This window comes from Dietzia kunjamensis (assembly GCF_045689975.1).
GTDB lineage: Bacteria > Actinomycetota > Actinomycetes > Mycobacteriales > Mycobacteriaceae > Dietzia > Dietzia kunjamensis.
The window spans coordinates 1,346,917-1,363,706 of the sequence record NZ_CP143297.1; the positions used below are offsets into that span (position 1 = coordinate 1,346,917).

Genomic DNA, 16,790 nt, shown 5'->3' on the forward strand with positions numbered 1-16,790 from the left:
CGGGCGGGCGACGTTCCACACCAGACGGAGACCCCATGACCGCACCCGCTGCACGATCCCGGCTGACGCTCGACGGACCAGATGACCCGGCGCGTCCGCGGGCCCGGGCGATCCTCGTGGTCCTCGCGGCCGTCGTGGCGCTCCTGGCCGTGCTGGCCGGGTGCTCGACCGGCGCCGTCGGCGACGGCGGGGACGCCGGCGCGGGAGGCGAGGTCGAGCGGCAGGGCGAGTTCCCCCGCACCATCGCGCACGCCTACGGCGAGACCGAGATCGCGGAGGCGCCCCAGCGGGTGGCCACCATCTCCTGGGTCAACGCCGACGTCTCCCTGGCGCTGGGTGTGGTTCCGGTGGGGATGCCCCGCAACTCGTTCGGCGCCAACGCGAACGGGTCCACCGACTGGTTCGACGCGGAGTTGGAGGAGGTCGGCGGTGACATGCCGACGCTGTACTCCGAGACCGACGGAATCAACACCGAGGCGATCGCGGCCCTTGAGCCGGACCTCATCCTGGGTGTCTACTCCGGGATGACCGCAGAGGAGTACGAGACTCTCTCGAAGATCGCCCCCACCATCGCGATGCCGGAGGGCGATGTCGCGTTCGGCACCGCCTGGCAGGACTCGACCCGGCTGATCGGCGAGGCCCTCGGCCGTTCCGAGGCCGCCGAGGAGCTCATCACGGACGTCGAGGGGCAGATCGATCAGGTCGCCTCGGACAACCCGGGAATCCGCGACACGACCTTCATCTACGGCACCGTCGACCCCGACGCGGCGGAGAAGATCTACGCCTTCACCGACGTCGACAACCGCCCCCGCTTCCTCGAGCAGCTCGGGATGGTCCAGGCGCCGGTCGTCGCCGAGGCGTCGAGCGGCTCGCCCGAGGAGTTCGCGGTGACCTGGTCACCCGAGCGCGCCGACGAGCTGGTCTCCGACATCCTCGTCACCTACGCCGCCTCCCCCGAGGTCCGCGAGGCCATCGAGTCCGACCCGCTGCTCGGGCGCATCCCCGCCGTCGAGGCCGGGCGGATGGTCGTGCAGACCGACGAGCAGCAGGTCCTCTCGATCTCCGCCTCCTCGCCCCTGAGCCTGCCGTGGGCGCTGGAGAACGTCGTGCCCGACATCATCGCGGCAGCACAGCAGGCCTGACGCGCGTGACCACTCCCGCGACGAGCACCGCCGACCCGCCCGCCCTCCCGGCGGGTGGGTCGGCGGTGCCGGCGGTACCGACCGTGCAGCGGCGCCACCGTGTCGTGATCGGCACGGTGGCCTCGTCGACGTTGCTCATCGCGGGCGTGGCACTCTCGCTGTTCGTGGGAGCGCGATCCGTCGACCCGGCGGTGGTGTGGTCGGTGTTGGCGGCGCTCCCGTCGCAGGTGTTCGCCGGTGACCTCACGGCCACCCTCGCCCCCGGGTCGGGCACCGGGATGGACGAGGTGGTGGTGGCCGCCCGGGTTCCCCGCACGATCACCGCGATCCTCGTGGGCGCCGCGCTCGCGGTGGCGGGCGCCGGGCTCCAGGGCGCCACCCGCAATCCGCTCGGCGACCCGGGCCTGCTCGGGCTGACCGCCGGCGCCGCGCTCGGCGTGGTGCTGGGGCTGGCCCTCGCGCCGGCCGCCGGCCCGTCCGCCGTCGCGTTGTTCGCGGTCGCCGGCTCCCTGGCCGCGGGCATGGTGGTGGTCGGCGCCGGTCGACTCGGCGCCGACTCCGGCACCGGACTCGTCCTCGCCGGGGCCGCCGTCACCGCGGGGTGTACCGCGGTGACCTCTTCGCTGGTCATCGCCCTTCCCGGAGTCCTGGACCGGTTCCGTTTCTGGGGCCTGGGCTCGGTGGCCCGCGCGTCCGCACCCGAGATCGGTACCGCCGCGCCGTTCATCCTGCTGGGGCTCGTCCTCGTCCTGGCCGGCGCGGCCACCCTCGACGCCCTCGCGCTCGGCGACGACCTGGCCCGCGGGCTGGGAGTGGGACCCGTCGTCGGGCGCGCCGTGGTTCTGGCAGGTGTGGTGATCCTGTCCGGGGTCGCCACCGCGCTCGCCGGCCCCATCGCCTTCCTCGGACTGCTCGTGCCGCACCTGCTGCGGCGGCTGGTGGGGGTGGGCAACCGCGTCGTCCTGGGCCTGTCAGTGATCGTGGGGCCGGTGGTCCTGCTGTTCGCGGACACGGTCGGGCGTGTGGTCGCCCCGCCCGGGGAGATCGCCGTCGGGGTGATGACCGTGGTGATCGGTGTGCCGTTCCTCATCGCCCTGCTCCGCGCGAACCGGGGGGTGGGCGGCTCGTGAGCCCCGACGTCCTCGACCGAACGGCCGGCCCCGCCAGCGGCTCCTCGACCCACACCGAGCCCGCCGAGACCGAGCGGGTCGTCCGCCACCTGTCGGCCCGCCGCCGCAGGCATGCGGCCCTCGTCGTCGTCGGCCTCGCGGTCGTCCTGGTGACGGTCATGGCGGTTCGCGTGCTGCTGGGTCGTTACACGGTGACCATCCCCGACTTCATCGCCATCCTCGGCGGGGCGACGATCCCCGGCGCCACGTTCGTGGTGATGGAGGACAAGCTTCCGCGTGCGGTCCTCGGCGCGCTCGCCGGCCTGGCGTTCGGCGCGTCCGGCGCGCTGTTCCGACGCGTCCTCGGCAATCCCCTGGCCAGTCCCGACATCCTCGGGATCTCCCACGGCGCCTCCGCCGGGGCCGTGGCCGGGATGGCGCTGTGGGGGCTGCGCGGCGTGGGGGTCGTACCCGCCGCGTTGCTGGGATCCGCCGTCGCGCTCGCGATCGTCCTGGCGGCCTCCGCCGGCCGGCGCACCGGGATCGTCGGCCAACGCTTCCTGCTCGGCGGAGTGGCCGTCGCCGCCCTCGGCACCGCCGTCGTCACCCAGCTCATCGCGCGGCTCCCGCTGACCGGAGCCCAGGAAGCGGCCGTGTGGACCGTCGGATCGCTGTCCGGGGCGTCGGGGGAGCGCATCGCCTGGCTCGCCGTCGCGCTGGTGGTCCTGCTGCCGCCGGGAATGTGGCTGCACGCCGCGCTCCGGCCCGCCGAGTTGGGGCCCGAGCTCGCCGTCGGCCTCGGGTCCCGCCCGGTCCCCACCCGTGCTGCCGCTCTGGGGGTGGGGAGTCTGCTCGCCGCCGCCGCGACGGCGGTGGCCGGCCCGCTCGCGTTCGTCGCACTGCTGTCCACTCCCGTCGCCGCCGCGCTCGGCCGCGGACGTCCACGTATCGGGGCGGCGGCGTTGACCGGCGCCGTGATCGTCGTGGCCGCGGACATCGTGGCCTCAGAGGCGTTGGGGACGGTCGACCTGCCCACCGGCGTGGTGACCGGCGCACTGGGCGCCCCCGCCATGCTGTGGATCCTCCTGCGTTCGAGAAAGGCGGCCTGATGAGCATCCCCGCGCCCGTCGCGTCCGTGACCCCGGCCCTGCCCATGGACCTCGGCCCCGAACCCGAACCGGCCTTCCGCTTGCGCGGCCTGACCCTGGGCTACGGTGCCGACCCGGTTATCCGCGACCTCGACCTGGACCTCCCCGCCGGACGGACCACCGTGCTCATCGGTGCCAACGGCTGTGGCAAGTCCACGATCCTGCGGGCCCTGGGGCGTCAGCTGCGCCCGCTGTCCGGGTCGATCGAGACCGACGGCCATCTGTTGTCCGAGGTCCGTGCCCGCGAGCACGCGCGGTCCGTGGCGTTCCTGCCGCAGTCCCCGCTGGTGCCGGAGGGACTCACCGTGGCCGAGCTCGTCGCGCGCGGCCGGCACCCACACCGTCGGTGGTGGGGAGGGGGCGACGACGACGACACGGCCGTCGCCGAGGCGCTGGCGATGACCGGCACCGCCGAATTCGCCCACCGGCGGGTCGACGAGCTGTCCGGCGGCCAACGACAACGCGTCTGGGTCGCACTCGTGCTGGCCCAGGCCACACCCACCCTCCTGCTCGACGAACCGTGCTCGTTCCTCGACCTCGCGCACCAGCTCGACGTCCTCGATCTCGTACGCGACCTGCCGCTGCCCGCCGGCCACCGCGACCACGGCACCGGCCGCCGCACCGTGGTGGCGGTGTTGCACGAACTCAGCCTGGCCGCGCGGGTGGCCGATCACCTGGTGGCGGTCGCCGAGGGCGGCGTGGTCGCCGCGGGCCCGCCCGATCAGGTGATCACCCAGGAGACCTTGCGTCGCGTGTTCGACCTGGACGCCGACATCATCACCGATCCGGCCACCGGCCACCCCGTGGTGCTGCCCCGGGGACGACGAAAGGGGACCACATGACCGCTATAGCCGTAGAGGCACCGATCGTCGTCTCGCAGACCCGCGTCATCGACGCCCGCCCACTGGGGGAGTCGTTCGTCCGCCTCGTGGTGGCCGGGCCCGGCCTGTTGCGGTGGTCCGCCGACGTGGTGGACCCGGGCACCGTCCGTGATGCCTACATCAAGGTCATCGTGCCCCCGCCGGGTGGCGGCGGCGCGATCCCCGACGCCGACGCGATCCGCGACTGGCTCGCACTGCCCGAGGGCGAACGCGGCTGGATGCGCACCTACACCGTCCGCCGCGCGGACACCGTCGAACTGGATGGGGAACATGTTCCCGCACTGACGGTGGACATGGTTGTCCACCCCGGGGGCGACGAGGGGCCGGGATCCGCCTGGGCGCGCTCCGTACGTCCGGGCGACACCGTGCACATCGCCGGACCCGGGCGCGGGCACGCGCCGTGGGCGGCCTGGGCGCCCGGCCGCGCCGAGCGTGTCGTGTGCGCCGGTGACGAGACCGCCGCGCCGGCGCTGCTGGCGATCGCCGAGGAACTCGCCGCGGAACGGGCCACAGCCGGCTCGGTGACGCGGCGTCGGGTACAGATCATCGTTGAGGTGCCCACCCACCGCGATGCCGTGGCATTGGCAGAGAGTGCTCCCGACTTCGTCACGGTGCTGCCGAGGGAGGGGGAGCCCGGCACCGCGGTGGCCCGTCGGCTGGCGGGCGTGTTGGACCTGGGCGACGAGTGTGTGCGGACCGTCCTGGGTGGGCGCCGACCCGCGGAGCGCGAGTGGCAGCCGGCGACCGCCGTCTCCGCCGGCCAGCCGTATGTATTCCTCGCCGGAGAGGCGGGGCTCGTCCGTGCCATGCGCCGCCTCGCCGTGGACGCCGCCGGGGTGCCCAAGGAGGCCGTGGCGTTCATGGGGTACTGGCGGCGCGGCGCCGCGGAGTGCTGATCGGTCCTAGGCGCCGCGGTCGGCGGGCGGGTACGACGGGTCCCGCAGCGCCCTGAGGATGTGCGGATAGCGCGACCCGGGAAGACGGTTCGCGATCGGATCGAAGTGCAGGTTCTCGTCGTCGTCCTCCCACGAGTCCACCGTGATCCGGCCCAGCGTCTTCCACTTGCCGAGCGGCGTGGCGTGTTGCAGGGTCCACGTGCCGCCGTCGCCGGTGGGGATCGCGGCCAGCAGGAGCGGGCGACCGGCGATGAGCACCGGGAACATGGACGTCATGGTGCGGCCCATCGTGCGCCAGCCCGGGGTGAGGACGTATCGGCTCAGCGGGCCCGTGCCGGTGCTGGCCAGCAGGATGTCCACCGGCCTCTCGGCGTGGATGCGGACGGCCATCCCGCCGATATCGGGCACCGCGTCCGGCAGCCCCACCGCGCGGGAGAACCGGATCGTCGCCGGCCAGCGGCCCGTCACGTCCAGCAGGGACGACCCCGTGCGACCGACCCCGGTCACGCTCAGCGTGGCCTCGGCGATCACACCCTTGGGGTGCAGCGCCTTCGGGCGCGCGAGTCGCGCCACCGCGGCCACGGCGCCGAACGCGGACCCGGCCAGGCTGGACAGCGGGGCCGAGCGCAGCGCGACCTCCTTCGACTCCGTCGTGGTGGGCACGAGAGCGGAGGACCGGGGGGAAGAAGGCTCGGCTGGAGAGCTCGCTGCGGCGTCGTCGCGGCCGGCATTCCGGGTGCGTCGGGACATGGCCCCACGATACGCAGCGGTGCCGGGGACGGCGTCCGCATCCAAACGTCGGTCGGGTTCAGTCGTCCACGCCCCGGGCGGCCAACGCGTCGCCCAACTGGTCGGCGGTGGTGAGCGCGCCGAGCACGGTCGGTACGACGAGCGCGCGTATCGACATGCCCAGGCCGCGGGCCTTGCGGGCCTCGGTGACCTGGCGAAGCCGACGCGCGAGCAGGGGGATGGCGCGGATGGTCAGTACCAACACCAGCGCGATCCGGTCCGGTGAGACACCGACGTGCCGCAGCGGCTGGGCGGCCCGCGTGACGGCGTCGAGCATGTCCGAGACCCGCGTGGTCAGGGCGACGAGGCCCGCCACGGTGATGGCGACCAGCAGGGCGCCGCAGACCCGTAGGGCGGTGTCGAGGTCGGCGACGATCCACTGGAGTACCAGGATCGCGATGAGCATCGGCAGCACCGGGCGGACCTGGTCCCATGCCGCCCGCGGACGGATCCGTCCGATCGCGTACAGGACCGCAGTCACCCCGAGGGCGGGCAGCACGTGCCAGGGCTGCCGTATCGCCAGGGTGGCGACGAGGATGAGCACGCACACCAGCAGGATCTTCCACCCTGCCGGCAGTCGGTGCAGGAGCGAGTTCCCCGGTTGATAGGTGGCGAACACCTAGGCCCCCGGCCCCGAATCCAGCGCGATCCGCCGGTAGCCCGCCAGCGCGGGGCGGGGGGCGTCGTCGATCACGACGCGACCGCCGTCGACGACCAGCACGCGGTCGAAGTCGGCGACGAGGTCCAGGTCGTGCGTCACCACCACGAGCTGCTGCTCCAACCCGGCGAATGTCTCGGCGACCAGCGCCCGGTTGCGCAGATCCAGCAGGGTCGTGGGCTCGTCGGCGACCACCACGGCGGGTTCGATCACCAACACCGCGACCAGAGCCAGTAACTGCTTCTGGCCCCCGGAGAGGAGGTGGCACGGATGTTCGGCATGGCCGGCCAGGCCGTAGGTCTCGAGCACCTGCGCGACTCGTCGTCGTCGCTCCTCCCGGTTCAGACCCGAACGGCGCAGGGAGAAGTCGACGTCCTCCTCCACGGTCGGCATGACGATCTGGGTGTCCGGATCGGTGAAGCAGAAGCCCACACGGCGACGGATCGCCGCGCCCTTGCGGCGGGTGTCGAGGCCGTCGACGGTGACCGTCCCGGTGGTGGGGACCACGAGGCCGTTGATCATCCGCGCGAGCGTCGACTTGCCGCCGCCGTTGACGCCCACGATCCCGATGCGTCGCTCGGTGAGGGTCAGGTCGACGTCGGCGAGGACGGTCCGGTCACCGTAGGCGTGGCCGACCCCGTCGAAGCGGATCTCCGTGCTGGTCACTTCCGGCGCAGCGGCGCGATCAGGCCGGGACGTGCCTTGTGGACCTGCGTCGCGACGATCGCCGTGACGACCGCCTTGACCAGGTCACCCGGCAGGAACACCGTGTTGGCGGCGATCGCACCGCCGAGCGTCAGTTCGGTGCGGAGCAACATGCCGGCCACCCCGACGGCATAGATGACGACGATGCCGCCGAGGATGTTGATGAGCAGTCCCGGGACGAGCCGGTAGCGCGGCATGATCCACGCGGTGAGCAGGCCGATCACGATCACCGCCGGGATCCAGCCGATGAGGAAGCCCGCGGTGGGTCCGGCCAGCGAGGTCAGGGTCGTGCGGCCGCCCGCGAGCACCGGCAGCGCGAGGCCGATGACCATGACCGCGAGCACCGACAGGGCGCCCTTGCGCCAGCCGAGCAGTGAGCCGGCGAGCATCACGCCGAGCGTCTGCAGGGTGATGGGCACACCCGCCGAACCAATGCTGATCTGGCCGGGCAGGCCCAGCACCACGATGAGAGCGGCGAACACCGCGATCTGGGCGAGGTCTCGGGTGGCGCTACGGGCCGGGGCCCGGTCGACGGTGGTGCTCACTGGACTCCTTGGCTCCGCGGGTGCTGCTCGACAGCCTGATCCGGTCCATTGTCGCGCGTGTCACGTCGGATGGCCTCATCGGGCTCCGGCGCGTGCGGTCGCCGGCCGGAGCGATGCCGCATAAAGTGACTCAGATCACAGTCGGGCGAGCGGGGGGCGGTGCGTCATGGGTCGAGCACGAGACGGACTCGGAGCCCTCACCGTCGCACTGCTCGCCGCTCTCATGCTCACGGTGGTGTCCGTCGTGCACTCGCCGACGACCGCCGGTGCCACGCCGTATTCGGTCTACCTCGATGTCCCGGCCGACAACGCCGACGGCGAAATGGCGGGCGGCGTCTCCACCGGGATGACCACCGACGTGGCCGAGCTCCGGGCCGCGCTCGACGTGGTTAGGGCTGCCCGTGTCGCCCCGGAGAGGTACTCGACCCTGGCGCGCCAGTACTGGTTGGCGGTGGGGGCGGAGAACGCCGACATCGACCTGGAGCTGTGGGAACCCGCCCGGGGGTTGGCGGCTAACCTCGACACGGTCGACAAGGTGTACGTCAACTACCTGCGCCTGTACAACTCCCACGACGGGTACTGGTGGGCCGGGATGGCCGGGCTCGCGGGGATGTCGTTCGCCGCCGGGTTCTGGGACCTCGACGACGTCGGCGGGGTGCTCACCGTTCCCGGGGTGCACGAGGCGGGGCTCGGGGTCGGGGGAGCGATGGCCGGGCTGCCGTGGGAGGTGGCCCGCGAGATGCCGCGCGACGTCCGGCTGCTGGCCACGGTCGGCCCCACACTGCGGCAACCCGACGTGGACTGGTACCTGCACCGACTTCTCGTCATGCAGCGGCACATATTCACGGACATGATCCCGGTGCACGAGGCCTACGCCGCGGGGGGCCTGCCCGCGGTCGAGGAACTCGCCGCGGGAGGTGCGTACGACGACTATGCGCTGGAATCCTGGGGGATGCTCGACGAGGGATCCCCCGACGGCCTGTCCGAGGCGCTGCTGCGGATGGCGTCCCGGGAGCAGAACCAGATCATCGCCGACCAGTGGGATGCCACCGCCTCCGGTCGCGGCGACGTCGGCCGGGTTCTCACCTACATCACCACCGTCGGCGGGGCGCCCGACATCCCGGGCGCCCGCACGCTGGGGCGGTTCCGACCACTCTCGGTCCGCGCGGAGGTGGGCGGTCAGCCGGTGGTCGCCCACACGCCGCTCCCGGCCTTCAACTGGGCCGACCGCGTACCCCGGTGGGAGTACATCGAACAGGACCTGGTGCCGGCGTACCGCTCGCTCGTCCGCGACCGCCCCGACGAGGCGCCGCGGTATCTCGACGTGGGTTTCCGTCCCCGTGCCGAGCAGAACCGGATCCTGGTGCGTCTGCCGGAGTTCGCCGGTCAGATGACCACGGGGTGGGCGGTCGTCCCGGGGCGGTAGGGGAGGACGATCACAACTCCCGGCAGGGCGACCGACTCGCCTGCTCGGAACCGCCCCTCGCCCTCGTGCCCGACACGATGCTGACATCGTGTCGCGAAGATCACCGGGCCGGTGCCGCCCGGATGTGCGCCCGCTCGCCCTGCCGGCCCACCAGGCTGAGGAACTCCACCGGGCCGGCGCTCGTGGCGCCGAACCAGTGCGGGGTGCGGGTGTCGAACTCGGCCGCCTCGCCCGGCGTGAGGACGAGATCGTGCTCGCCGAGGACCAGTCGGAGCCTGCCGTCCAGGACGAACACCCAGTCGTAGCCCTCGTGGACGTGGAGGTGGGGCTCGTCGTCGTCACTGCCGGTGGGGAGCACGAATTTGTACGCCTGGATTCCGCCCGGTCGGCGCGACAACGGGATCACGGTCGCGCCGTGGTCGGTGGCGATCGGCTGCAGCGTCACCCGCGGGTCACCGGTCGGCGGGGCGTCGACGAGCTGATCCAGGGTGACGCCGTGTGCCCGCGCCAGCGGCAGCAGCAGTTCGAGGGTGGGTCGGCGCTGCCCGGACTCGAGTCGCGACAGCGTGCTGGTGGAGATGCCGGTGGACTCCGCCAGGGCGGTCAGGGTGAGGTCGCGGCGTTGCCGGAGGGCCCTCAGCCGCGAACCCACGGCGTCGAGGGTGCGGGCGGTCGGATCGGTCATGCGCCGAGTTTGCCAGACTGGCAAGGTTAGTTGCGACACCCGGGTGAAGGGACCATCGTCGAGGGGGACGAGGCCCGGAACCGGTGGCCCGGAGAGCGGAGGTCGACAGATGGACTCGGACGATCGGGAACTGCGGGATGTGGTGGTGGTCGGTGGCGGGGCGGCCGGCCTGAGCGCCGCGCTGACGTCGGCCCGCGCCCGCCGTCGGGTGACGGTGGTGGACGCCGGCGAGCCGCGCAACGCTCCCGCCGAGGGTGTCCACGGGCTGCTCGCCCTGGACGGGGTGAGCCCGTCGGACCTGCTCGCGCTAGGCCGCGCGGAGGTCGGACGGTACGACGGCGAGGTCATCGACGGCGAGGTCGTGGACACCCGCACGGCCGGGCACGGCTTCGACGTGATCCTGCGCGACGGTTCGGTACTGCCCACCCGCACGCTGCTCATCGCGACCGGGGTGAGCGATGAACTCCCCGACATCCCCGGGGTCTCCGAGCAGTGGGGGCGCGGCGTCCTGCACTGCCCGTATTGCCACGGTTGGGAGGTGCGCGACCAGCGGATCGGCATCCTGGGGACCCATCCGATGTCCGCGCACCAGGCCATGCTGTTCCACCAGTGGAGCCGGGACATCACGTTCTTCAGCGGCGGTCGCCCGATCGACGAGCAGGACCGGGTCTCCCTGGCCGCCCTGGGCATCCCGATCGAGGAGCGAAGGATCTCGGGAGTGGCGGCCGACGGTGGGCGGGTGGTCGGCGTGGAGGTCGACGACGACGAGGTGATCGATCTGGACGCCGTGGTGGTGGCCACCCGGTTGACGGTCGGGGTCGAGCCGTATGCGGCCATCGGTCTGGAGGCGGTCGATCACCCGGTCGGCACGGTCATCCCGACCGACGAGATGGGCACCACCCCGGTGCCGGGGGTGTGGGCCGCGGGCAACTGCGCCGATCTCATGGCGCAGGTCGGAGCCGCCGCCGCCCAGGGGGCCCGCGCCGCGCAGCAGATCAACGCCTCGCTGATCATGGCCGACCTCGAGAAGGCGATCGAGGTGCGCGATGGCACACGAGTTTGACCGCGCCTACTGGGACGACATCTGGGCGGGTGCCGGCGGCAGCGTCGGAGACGACGACGGTGACCGCCCGTCCGCGATGGCCGCGAACCCCCCGAACCCGCACCTGATCCGGGAGGTCTCCCGCCTCGTCCCCGGGACCGCGCTCGAGGCGGGCTGCGGCGCCGGGACCGAAGCGCTCTGGCTGGCCTCGCAGGGCTGGCAGGTCACCGGGGCGGACATCGCCGCGGAGGCGTTGACGATCGCCGCCCGGCGCTCGGCGGAGCTCGGGCTGTCCGGCCGGGTGTCGTGGGTGGAGGCGGACCTCTCGGCTTGGGAGCCTCCGGCGCGGTACGACCTGGTCACCACCCATTACGCCCACCCGGCGATTCCGCAGCTGGACTTCTACGAGCGGCTCGCCAGCTGGGTCGCCCCTCGCGGCACGCTGCTCATCGTCGGGCACCTGAACGACGCCGGGCATGGGCGGCACGGCGGGCACGTGACCCACGCCGGGCACGACCGCTGCGCCCATCCGCCGGCAGAGGCCGGTGTCACCGCGGCGTCCGTCACCGCGCGGCTCGAGGCCGACCGGTGGGAGATCGTCACCGCCGAGAAGGCCTCGCGCGAGATGCCGGGCCACGGCGGCGCGCCCGTGGCGGTCCACGACGTCGTCGTCACAGCCACCAGGAGGCCCTGAGGCGGTGGGTCGCGGCGTGTGGCCGACCCGCGCGACGGTGGCGAAGGTAGTTCTTATACATGGCCCGTGTCACCCCCGCTCACCCCGTCTACGGACATCCCACCGAGGAGAAGGTGGTGGACCTCCTCCGCGACCAGCTCTCCGACGACAGCCTGATCGTCGTGGGTCAGCGGGTGTCCACATACGAGAAGGAACACGAGGTCGACATCCTCGTGGCGATGCCCGGCGCGGGGATCGTGGCGATCGAGGTCAAGGCCGGGCAGATCGCGATCGAGGACGGCCGGTGGGTTCAGGGCAGCGGCACCAAGAAGGTCACCATCGACCCGGTCGCCCAGTGCCGCGACGCCCTCTACGCGTTGCGCGGGTACGTCAGTGAGGATCCGCGGTGGCCGGATCAGCTCCAGCGCTGGACCCACATGCTGGTGTTCCCGAACGCCTCGATCCCCGCCGATTTCGCCAGGCCGGAGATCCCGCGCGACCGGATCGTGGACCGCGATCAGCTCGACGACCTCGCGATGATCGCGTTCCGGTTGGCCCGTGACTCGGGCCCGGCTGACCGTCCGTTCCTGTCCGCGGACACCGTCGACCGGCTGTCCGAGATCCTCGGAGGTCGGGGGCTACCCCAGCGCGACGTGGTGGCCCGCGCGGCCGAGAACGCCGACATCGCCGACGCGCTCACCCGTGAACAGTCGGTGCTCCTGCGGGCGGTCGACGCCCTGCCGCGGGTGGAGATCCGGGGCGGCGCGGGCAGCGGTAAGACCTATCTGGCGCTGGAACAGGCTCGACGGTTGTCAAGGGACGGGCAGCGCGTCGCATTGATCTGCTACTCGCACGGGCTGGCCAGCTACCTCAAGCGGGTCACCAGCGGATGGAAGCGCCGGGAACGACCCGCGTACGTCGGTGAGTTCCACGCCCTGGGCGTCGAGTGGGGCGCGCCGGTGGGCCCGGACGAGCGGATTCGGTCCACGGAGACGGTGCGGTGGTGGGAGGAGGATCTGCCCGGGTTGATGTCCGACCTGGCAGACGAACTGCCCGACGGCAGGCGCTTCGACGCCGTGATCGTCGACGAGGCCCAGGACTTCGCCGACAGTTGGTGGCAGCCGGTCGTCGGAGCGCTGCGTGACAGGGAGAACGGTCGGCTCATGATCGTCGGCGACGCGGGCCAGAGTGTGTTCGAGCGTGCCGGCCGCCCGCCCGTGGACCTCGTACCGCTCGTGCTGGACCACAACCTGCGCAATACCCGGCAGATCGCCAGCGCGTTCATGCCGCTGGTGGGTCAGCGCATGGAGTTGCGCGGCGGCACCGGTCCCGCCGTCCGGTACGTGGAGGTGCCGGAGGGCGCCGATCCCGTCGCGGTGGGTGACGACGAGGCGATGCGACTGCTCGACGAGGGGTGGGAGCCCCGCGACGTGGCGTTGCTGACCATCGGCTCGCGTCACCCCATGCAGGTCGAGCTCCAGGAGGATGGCAACGACGCCTACTGGGAGACGTTCTGGGACGGCGAGGACATCTTCTACGGTCACGTCCTCGGCTTCAAGGGTCTCGAACGACGTGCCGTGGTCCTGGTGTGCAACAGCTACGAGGGCATCGACCGCCTCCGCGAGCGCATCTACGTGGGGCTGTCCCGGGCGACGGACGTACTCGTGGTGGTGGGAGAGATCGACACCTGAGCTCTCGCGGACGACACCGGCCGCCCCGGCCTCGAGGGGAGGCCGGGGCGGCCGGGGCGCGACGGAGTGGTGGATCAGCTCCCGAGGTCGGTCTCGCCCTCGACGAGCTCGGCCTGCTCGGACCTCTGGTTGCCGTGCGAGACGGCGATCTTGCGCGGCTGGGCCTCTTCGGCCACCGGGATCACCAGGCGTAGGACGCCGTCGGTGTAGTCGGCCTCGATCTTGTCGGTCGCCAGGCCCTTGCCCATGGCGAGCTGCCGGGCGAAGGTCCCCGACTGCCGCTCGTGCATGAGCCACTGCGCGTCACCCTCGGCAGGCGCCCGCCGCTCGGCGCGGACAGTGAGGGTGCGGTCCTCCACGTCGATGTCGATGGTGGAGGGGTCGACCCCCGGCATATCGATGAGCCCGACGAAGCGATCGCCCTCCTTGTAGAGGTCCATCGGCAGGGAAGTCGAGGCGGTGGCGCTGCGGAGCCCCTCGCCCAGGAGGCGATCGAGCTCACGGAACGGATCGAAACGGGTGCTGGTGGCCATGATGGTCTCCTTCTGGGCTGATCGGTGTACGCCCGGTATCTCCGGGGTCGCACACGGTTCAACCCTCGAGCGGAGTTGAGTATTCCCGACTCAGGTCGACATTTTTCGGTTGAGTCCGCTCCGCTCAGCCCGGAGGCCGACGTGGTTCACGGGAAGGCCGGCTTCGGTGGAACCGGAGGGGTACCTCGCGCCGTCACCCCGAGTAGGAGAGGCTCGGGCGCCCACCGAGAACGGGCGTCCACAGCGTGCTGACATCGGGGCGCGCTGACACCGGGCCACGAGGACGGAGAAACGGATGACGGTTCACTAGACGGAACGAGCCGGGTCGCGGGGGACCAGGGACCGGCTATCGCCGACCTCGATCGGCGCGACTGCGGTGGTTCTCTTCCTGGGGCGGGTGCCTCGGCTATGGCCTGGTGGAGAGCCCTCGCGTTCGAAGGTCAGACGATGCGGGGTCCGATTCTTCTGAGGTGTTCGTCCTCCTGACCTTCAGCGTGATGTTCTTCGTCGCGGCCGATCTGACGGGGGCGATTCTTCTCTGGCATCTGAAGTGGGGTGAACGAACCATCATGAGGACTCGTGCCGCGGTGGCGGGACTGATCATCGTGTACGGCGCGGCGTCCACCACGACGCTCGCCCTCATCGCGGCGTCCGAGTGGGCGCTGGGTGCGATCCTGCCGGGGGCGTTCACCGCCTATGCTCTGTATTTCACAGTCCGCGAGTGGCGCGGGTACCGCGTCCGTCGGGACCGGCGGGACAGTGCCCACGCCGGGGAGTCGTGAAAAGCTGTGCCGACAGCCGTCACCGGTTCGCCCCCGAAGAGCTCCACGATGGGATACGCGGGGAGCGTCAGTTCGGTGGGGTGTCCGAGACCACCACCCAGGTGCCGTGGATGTGGATTGCCGCGACATCGGTGACCCGGTCGTCGATCAAGTTCGGGGGCGCGTCGTCGCCGCTGCGCGCGGCCCTGTACATGAACGGCGCGCAGACCACGAGGACAGTGACGACGACGATGCCAGCGATCGCCCTGAGGAGTGTCCGCGTGCGCTTGAGGTCGAAGAGTGCGGCCGATCTTTGGGTAATCGTGGGCCGACAATCCGAGGGCGTGATGTGCCGCAACAGTCCTCAGAAGTGAGATAAACTAAATTTCTACTGCGGGCATTCAGCGGCGCACGGACCTCTCAGGACTCGCCATGACCCACAACCAGCCACCCGGATGGAATAACCCCCCGAACTGGGACGCCTCGCCCACCGAGCAGTTCAGGCCGGTGCCCCCCGGTGGGTACGGAATGCCGCTCCAGCGGTCCGGGCCATCTACCGCGGTGATCGTGATCTTGGTACTGGTTTCCGTCTTGCTGCTGGGGATGCTGATCGCCGGAGCGATAGTCCTGGCCCCTCGCTTCTCCGGCATCACCGCAGCCCCGGCGACCTCCACGGTTTCGGCGACAGCTACGGCACCTGCCGAGGCGGACACGGCCCCGACGGTCCGACCGGCACAGCCAGCTCAGGGAGGTCGGCCCGCCGGCGCATACGAGTGCATGGACCTCGGGGCAGGTCCGTACTCGGCGGCGGCGGTCGGGTCATCGGTAACCTCCTGTGAGTTCGCCGAGGTCGTGTGGTCGCAGTACGTGGGATCCGGCGGAACCGGTCAGGCGCGGACAGTGAATGCGTATAGCCCGGTGACGGGACGGAACTACACGATGTCGTGCTCCGGCGGCCCCGTTGTGACCTGCACCGGCGGCGACAATGCTGTCGTGCACATCTACTGATGACTTTGACATCACCTAGACGGTGGCTGCGTGCGGTCCCACTGTTGGCGCTGCTCACGGTAGGTGCGACCGGCGGGGGGTGCGCGGCGCTCTCTCCGACTAATGGTCCCCCACAGGTGGTCGTGACCGAGACCGTGGCAACGGTGACCGGCACTCCTGTTCAGGGCGGGGTGGGCGAACCCGGTTCGCTCTCCGAGACGCCCGCTGAACCCTTGTCGCCTTCTCTAGCGGTGACCATGGATCTCGACGCTGTCGTGGCAGCAGCTCGTGGCGAGGCCGGTATCGCGGTTGCCCCGGTCGGTGGGGGCGAAATCCGGGAGGCCGGAACCTGGCACACCGGAGTCGCCTGGTCGACGATCAAGATCCCGTTGGCGATCGCCGTGGCACGTACGGACCCACGGACCATTCAGAACAACGCCTCTGCCATTTCTGTCTCCGACAACCAGGCAGCGGAGAACCTCTGGGCTCACCTGGGCGGTGGCGAGGCGGCGGCCGCCGCCACCGGCCGGATTCTTGCCGAAGGTGGAGATGTGACCTCCGTGGTGCCTTCGGTCCAGATGCGACCCGGGTACACCGTCTTCGGTCAGACGCGGTGGGCGCTGGTCGATCAGACGAGGTTCGCGACCGCTTTGCCGTGCTTGGTCGATGCGTCCCAGGTTATCGACCTCATGGGGCAGATTGCGCCCGGCCAGCGGTGGGGACTCGGACGACTTCCCGGCGCGCGATTCAAGGGTGGGTGGGGCCCCGGTGAGAGTGGCGGCTATCTCGTACGCCAGTTCGGGTTGGTTCCCGCAGCCGGGGGAGACGTCGCGATCTCGCTCGCGGCCCACGCCCCGACCTTCGAGTCCGGAACAGGAGCGTTGAGCGCCATGGCGGATGCGCTAGCGCCGCAACTAGCATCCATCCCTGGCGGGGTGTGCTGACAGGATTTGAAAAGCAACCGGCCAGGGTGCACCGGGGCCACCCGCACAGGTGCCCGAGTCGCGGTCGGGTTTCCCACAACTAGACTGTGGCCAGGTGGTCGCGCGGGCCACGGGCGTCCACGTCCTGCCGGAATCCATCGCCGGGCCCCGCCTGCGGCCACGGTGCTCTCGAGGA

18 protein-coding genes are annotated in these 16,790 nt (G+C 71.4%); 11 read left to right on the forward strand and 7 right to left on the reverse strand.

Annotation, left to right across the window (positions count from 1 at the left end; all coding sequences use genetic code 11):
* Positions 1-35 precede the first annotated feature (35 nt).
* From VZF99_RS06265 to VZF99_RS06285, 5 genes are read left to right on the forward strand one after another with little or no spacing between them, the layout of a single operon-like run.
* Positions 36-1,142, forward strand: a complete 1,107-nt coding sequence (locus tag VZF99_RS06265; protein ID WP_185951783.1) for an ABC transporter substrate-binding protein — start codon at positions 36-38, stop codon at positions 1,140-1,142.
* A 5-nt stretch (positions 1,143-1,147) separates the two neighbouring features.
* A complete protein-coding gene (locus VZF99_RS06270) occupies positions 1,148-2,272 on the forward strand; it encodes a FecCD family ABC transporter permease (protein WP_407335917.1) in 1,125 nt (374 codons plus the stop codon).
* Complete coding sequence (locus VZF99_RS06275) at positions 2,269-3,360, forward strand: FecCD family ABC transporter permease (protein WP_407335918.1); 1,092 nt, start codon at positions 2,269-2,271, stop codon at positions 3,358-3,360. Before VZF99_RS06270 ends, VZF99_RS06275 begins: the two co-directional genes overlap by 4 nt.
* Positions 3,360-4,241: an ABC transporter ATP-binding protein gene (locus tag VZF99_RS06280; protein WP_256820468.1), complete on the forward strand. Its 882-nt coding sequence runs from the start codon at positions 3,360-3,362 to the stop codon at positions 4,239-4,241. Before VZF99_RS06275 ends, VZF99_RS06280 begins: the two co-directional genes overlap by 1 nt.
* Complete coding sequence (locus tag VZF99_RS06285) at positions 4,238-5,176, forward strand: siderophore-interacting protein (protein ID WP_407335919.1); 939 nt, start codon at positions 4,238-4,240, stop codon at positions 5,174-5,176. Before VZF99_RS06280 ends, VZF99_RS06285 begins: the two co-directional genes overlap by 4 nt.
* 6 nt (positions 5,177-5,182) lie before the next feature.
* On the opposite strand, the gene VZF99_RS06290 is transcribed toward VZF99_RS06285, so the two are convergent.
* The 4 genes from VZF99_RS06290 to VZF99_RS06305 all read right to left on the reverse strand — a co-directional run bounded on the left by VZF99_RS06290 (position 5,183) and on the right by VZF99_RS06305 (position 7,873).
* The gene (locus VZF99_RS06290) at positions 5,183-5,839 is read right to left on the reverse strand and encodes a phosphodiesterase (protein ID WP_407335920.1); all 657 of its coding nucleotides are present in this window, start codon (positions 5,837-5,839) and stop codon (positions 5,183-5,185) included.
* A gap of 145 nt (positions 5,840-5,984) precedes the next feature.
* On the reverse strand, positions 5,985-6,584 hold the full coding sequence (locus tag VZF99_RS06295) for an energy-coupling factor transporter transmembrane protein EcfT (protein WP_120285854.1): 600 nt from the start codon (positions 6,582-6,584) through the stop codon (positions 5,985-5,987).
* Positions 6,585-7,289, reverse strand: coding sequence for an energy-coupling factor ABC transporter ATP-binding protein (locus VZF99_RS06300; protein WP_407335921.1), 705 nt, complete (start codon positions 7,287-7,289; stop codon positions 6,585-6,587).
* The gene (locus VZF99_RS06305) at positions 7,286-7,873 is read right to left on the reverse strand and encodes a biotin transporter BioY (RefSeq protein WP_067713928.1); all 588 of its coding nucleotides are present in this window, start codon (positions 7,871-7,873) and stop codon (positions 7,286-7,288) included. Before VZF99_RS06305 ends, VZF99_RS06300 begins: the two co-directional genes overlap by 4 nt.
* 166 nt (positions 7,874-8,039) lie before the next feature.
* On the opposite strand from VZF99_RS06305, the gene VZF99_RS06310 reads away from it, so the two are divergent.
* Positions 8,040-9,299, forward strand: coding sequence for a hypothetical protein (locus VZF99_RS06310; protein ID WP_407335922.1), 1,260 nt, complete (start codon positions 8,040-8,042; stop codon positions 9,297-9,299).
* Positions 9,300-9,399: 100 nt separating this feature from the next.
* Here VZF99_RS06310 and VZF99_RS06315 read toward each other — a convergent pair whose 3' ends face one another.
* Positions 9,400-9,984: a helix-turn-helix domain-containing protein gene (locus tag VZF99_RS06315; protein WP_120285857.1), complete on the reverse strand. Its 585-nt coding sequence runs from the start codon at positions 9,982-9,984 to the stop codon at positions 9,400-9,402.
* Positions 9,985-10,093: 109 nt separating this feature from the next.
* Between VZF99_RS06315 and VZF99_RS06320 the strand changes: the two genes are divergently transcribed.
* Genes VZF99_RS06320 through VZF99_RS06330 form a run of 3 tightly spaced genes read left to right on the forward strand, consistent with a single transcriptional unit; the run spans position 10,094 to position 13,390 of the window.
* On the forward strand, positions 10,094-11,047 hold the full coding sequence (locus VZF99_RS06320) for an NAD(P)/FAD-dependent oxidoreductase (protein ID WP_407335923.1): 954 nt from the start codon (positions 10,094-10,096) through the stop codon (positions 11,045-11,047).
* Complete coding sequence (locus tag VZF99_RS06325) at positions 11,031-11,720, forward strand: class I SAM-dependent methyltransferase (protein WP_407335924.1); 690 nt, start codon at positions 11,031-11,033, stop codon at positions 11,718-11,720. The genes VZF99_RS06320 and VZF99_RS06325 overlap by 17 nt, the downstream gene beginning before the upstream one ends.
* A 59-nt stretch (positions 11,721-11,779) precedes the next feature.
* Positions 11,780-13,390, forward strand: a complete 1,611-nt coding sequence (locus VZF99_RS06330) for an NERD domain-containing protein (protein WP_407335925.1) — start codon at positions 11,780-11,782, stop codon at positions 13,388-13,390.
* Positions 13,391-13,464: 74 nt separating this feature from the next.
* Here VZF99_RS06330 and VZF99_RS06335 read toward each other — a convergent pair whose 3' ends face one another.
* Positions 13,465-13,923, reverse strand: coding sequence for an Hsp20/alpha crystallin family protein (locus VZF99_RS06335; protein ID WP_119191836.1), 459 nt, complete (start codon positions 13,921-13,923; stop codon positions 13,465-13,467).
* Positions 13,924-14,393: 470 nt separating this feature from the next.
* Here VZF99_RS06335 and VZF99_RS06340 point away from each other — a divergent pair, with 470 nt between their 5' ends.
* Positions 14,394-14,705, forward strand: a complete 312-nt coding sequence (locus VZF99_RS06340; RefSeq protein ID WP_120285861.1) for a hypothetical protein — start codon at positions 14,394-14,396, stop codon at positions 14,703-14,705.
* Between the two features lie 67 nt (positions 14,706-14,772).
* On the opposite strand, the gene VZF99_RS06345 is transcribed toward VZF99_RS06340, so the two are convergent.
* The gene (locus tag VZF99_RS06345; RefSeq protein ID WP_120285862.1) at positions 14,773-15,042 is read right to left on the reverse strand and encodes a hypothetical protein; all 270 of its coding nucleotides are present in this window, start codon (positions 15,040-15,042) and stop codon (positions 14,773-14,775) included.
* 772 nt (positions 15,043-15,814) lie between these two features.
* Here VZF99_RS06345 and VZF99_RS06350 point away from each other — a divergent pair.
* A complete protein-coding gene (locus VZF99_RS06350; protein ID WP_147368249.1) occupies positions 15,815-16,615 on the forward strand; it encodes a hypothetical protein in 801 nt (266 codons plus the stop codon).
* Positions 16,616-16,790 lie beyond the last annotated feature (175 nt).

Excerpts from the sequence above, each read along its gene's own strand:
- VZF99_RS06265 (WP_185951783.1), top strand. The coding sequence starts at position 36 with ATGACCGCACCCGCTGCACGATCCCGGCTGACGCTCGACGGACCAGAT.
- VZF99_RS06280 (WP_256820468.1), top strand. The coding sequence starts at position 3,360 with ATGAGCATCCCCGCGCCCGTCGCGTCCGTGACCCCGGCCCTGCCCATG.
- VZF99_RS06285 (WP_407335919.1), top strand. The coding sequence starts at position 4,238 with ATGACCGCTATAGCCGTAGAGGCACCGATCGTCGTCTCGCAGACCCGC.
- VZF99_RS06310 (WP_407335922.1), top strand. The coding sequence starts at position 8,040 with ATGGGTCGAGCACGAGACGGACTCGGAGCCCTCACCGTCGCACTGCTC.
- VZF99_RS06315 (WP_120285857.1), bottom strand. The coding sequence starts at position 9,984 with ATGACCGATCCGACCGCCCGCACCCTCGACGCCGTGGGTTCGCGGCTG.
- VZF99_RS06320 (WP_407335923.1), top strand. The coding sequence starts at position 10,094 with ATGGACTCGGACGATCGGGAACTGCGGGATGTGGTGGTGGTCGGTGGC.
- VZF99_RS06325 (WP_407335924.1), top strand. The coding sequence starts at position 11,031 with ATGGCACACGAGTTTGACCGCGCCTACTGGGACGACATCTGGGCGGGT.
- VZF99_RS06330 (WP_407335925.1), top strand. The coding sequence starts at position 11,780 with ATGGCCCGTGTCACCCCCGCTCACCCCGTCTACGGACATCCCACCGAG.
- VZF99_RS06335 (WP_119191836.1), bottom strand. The coding sequence starts at position 13,923 with ATGGCCACCAGCACCCGTTTCGATCCGTTCCGTGAGCTCGATCGCCTC.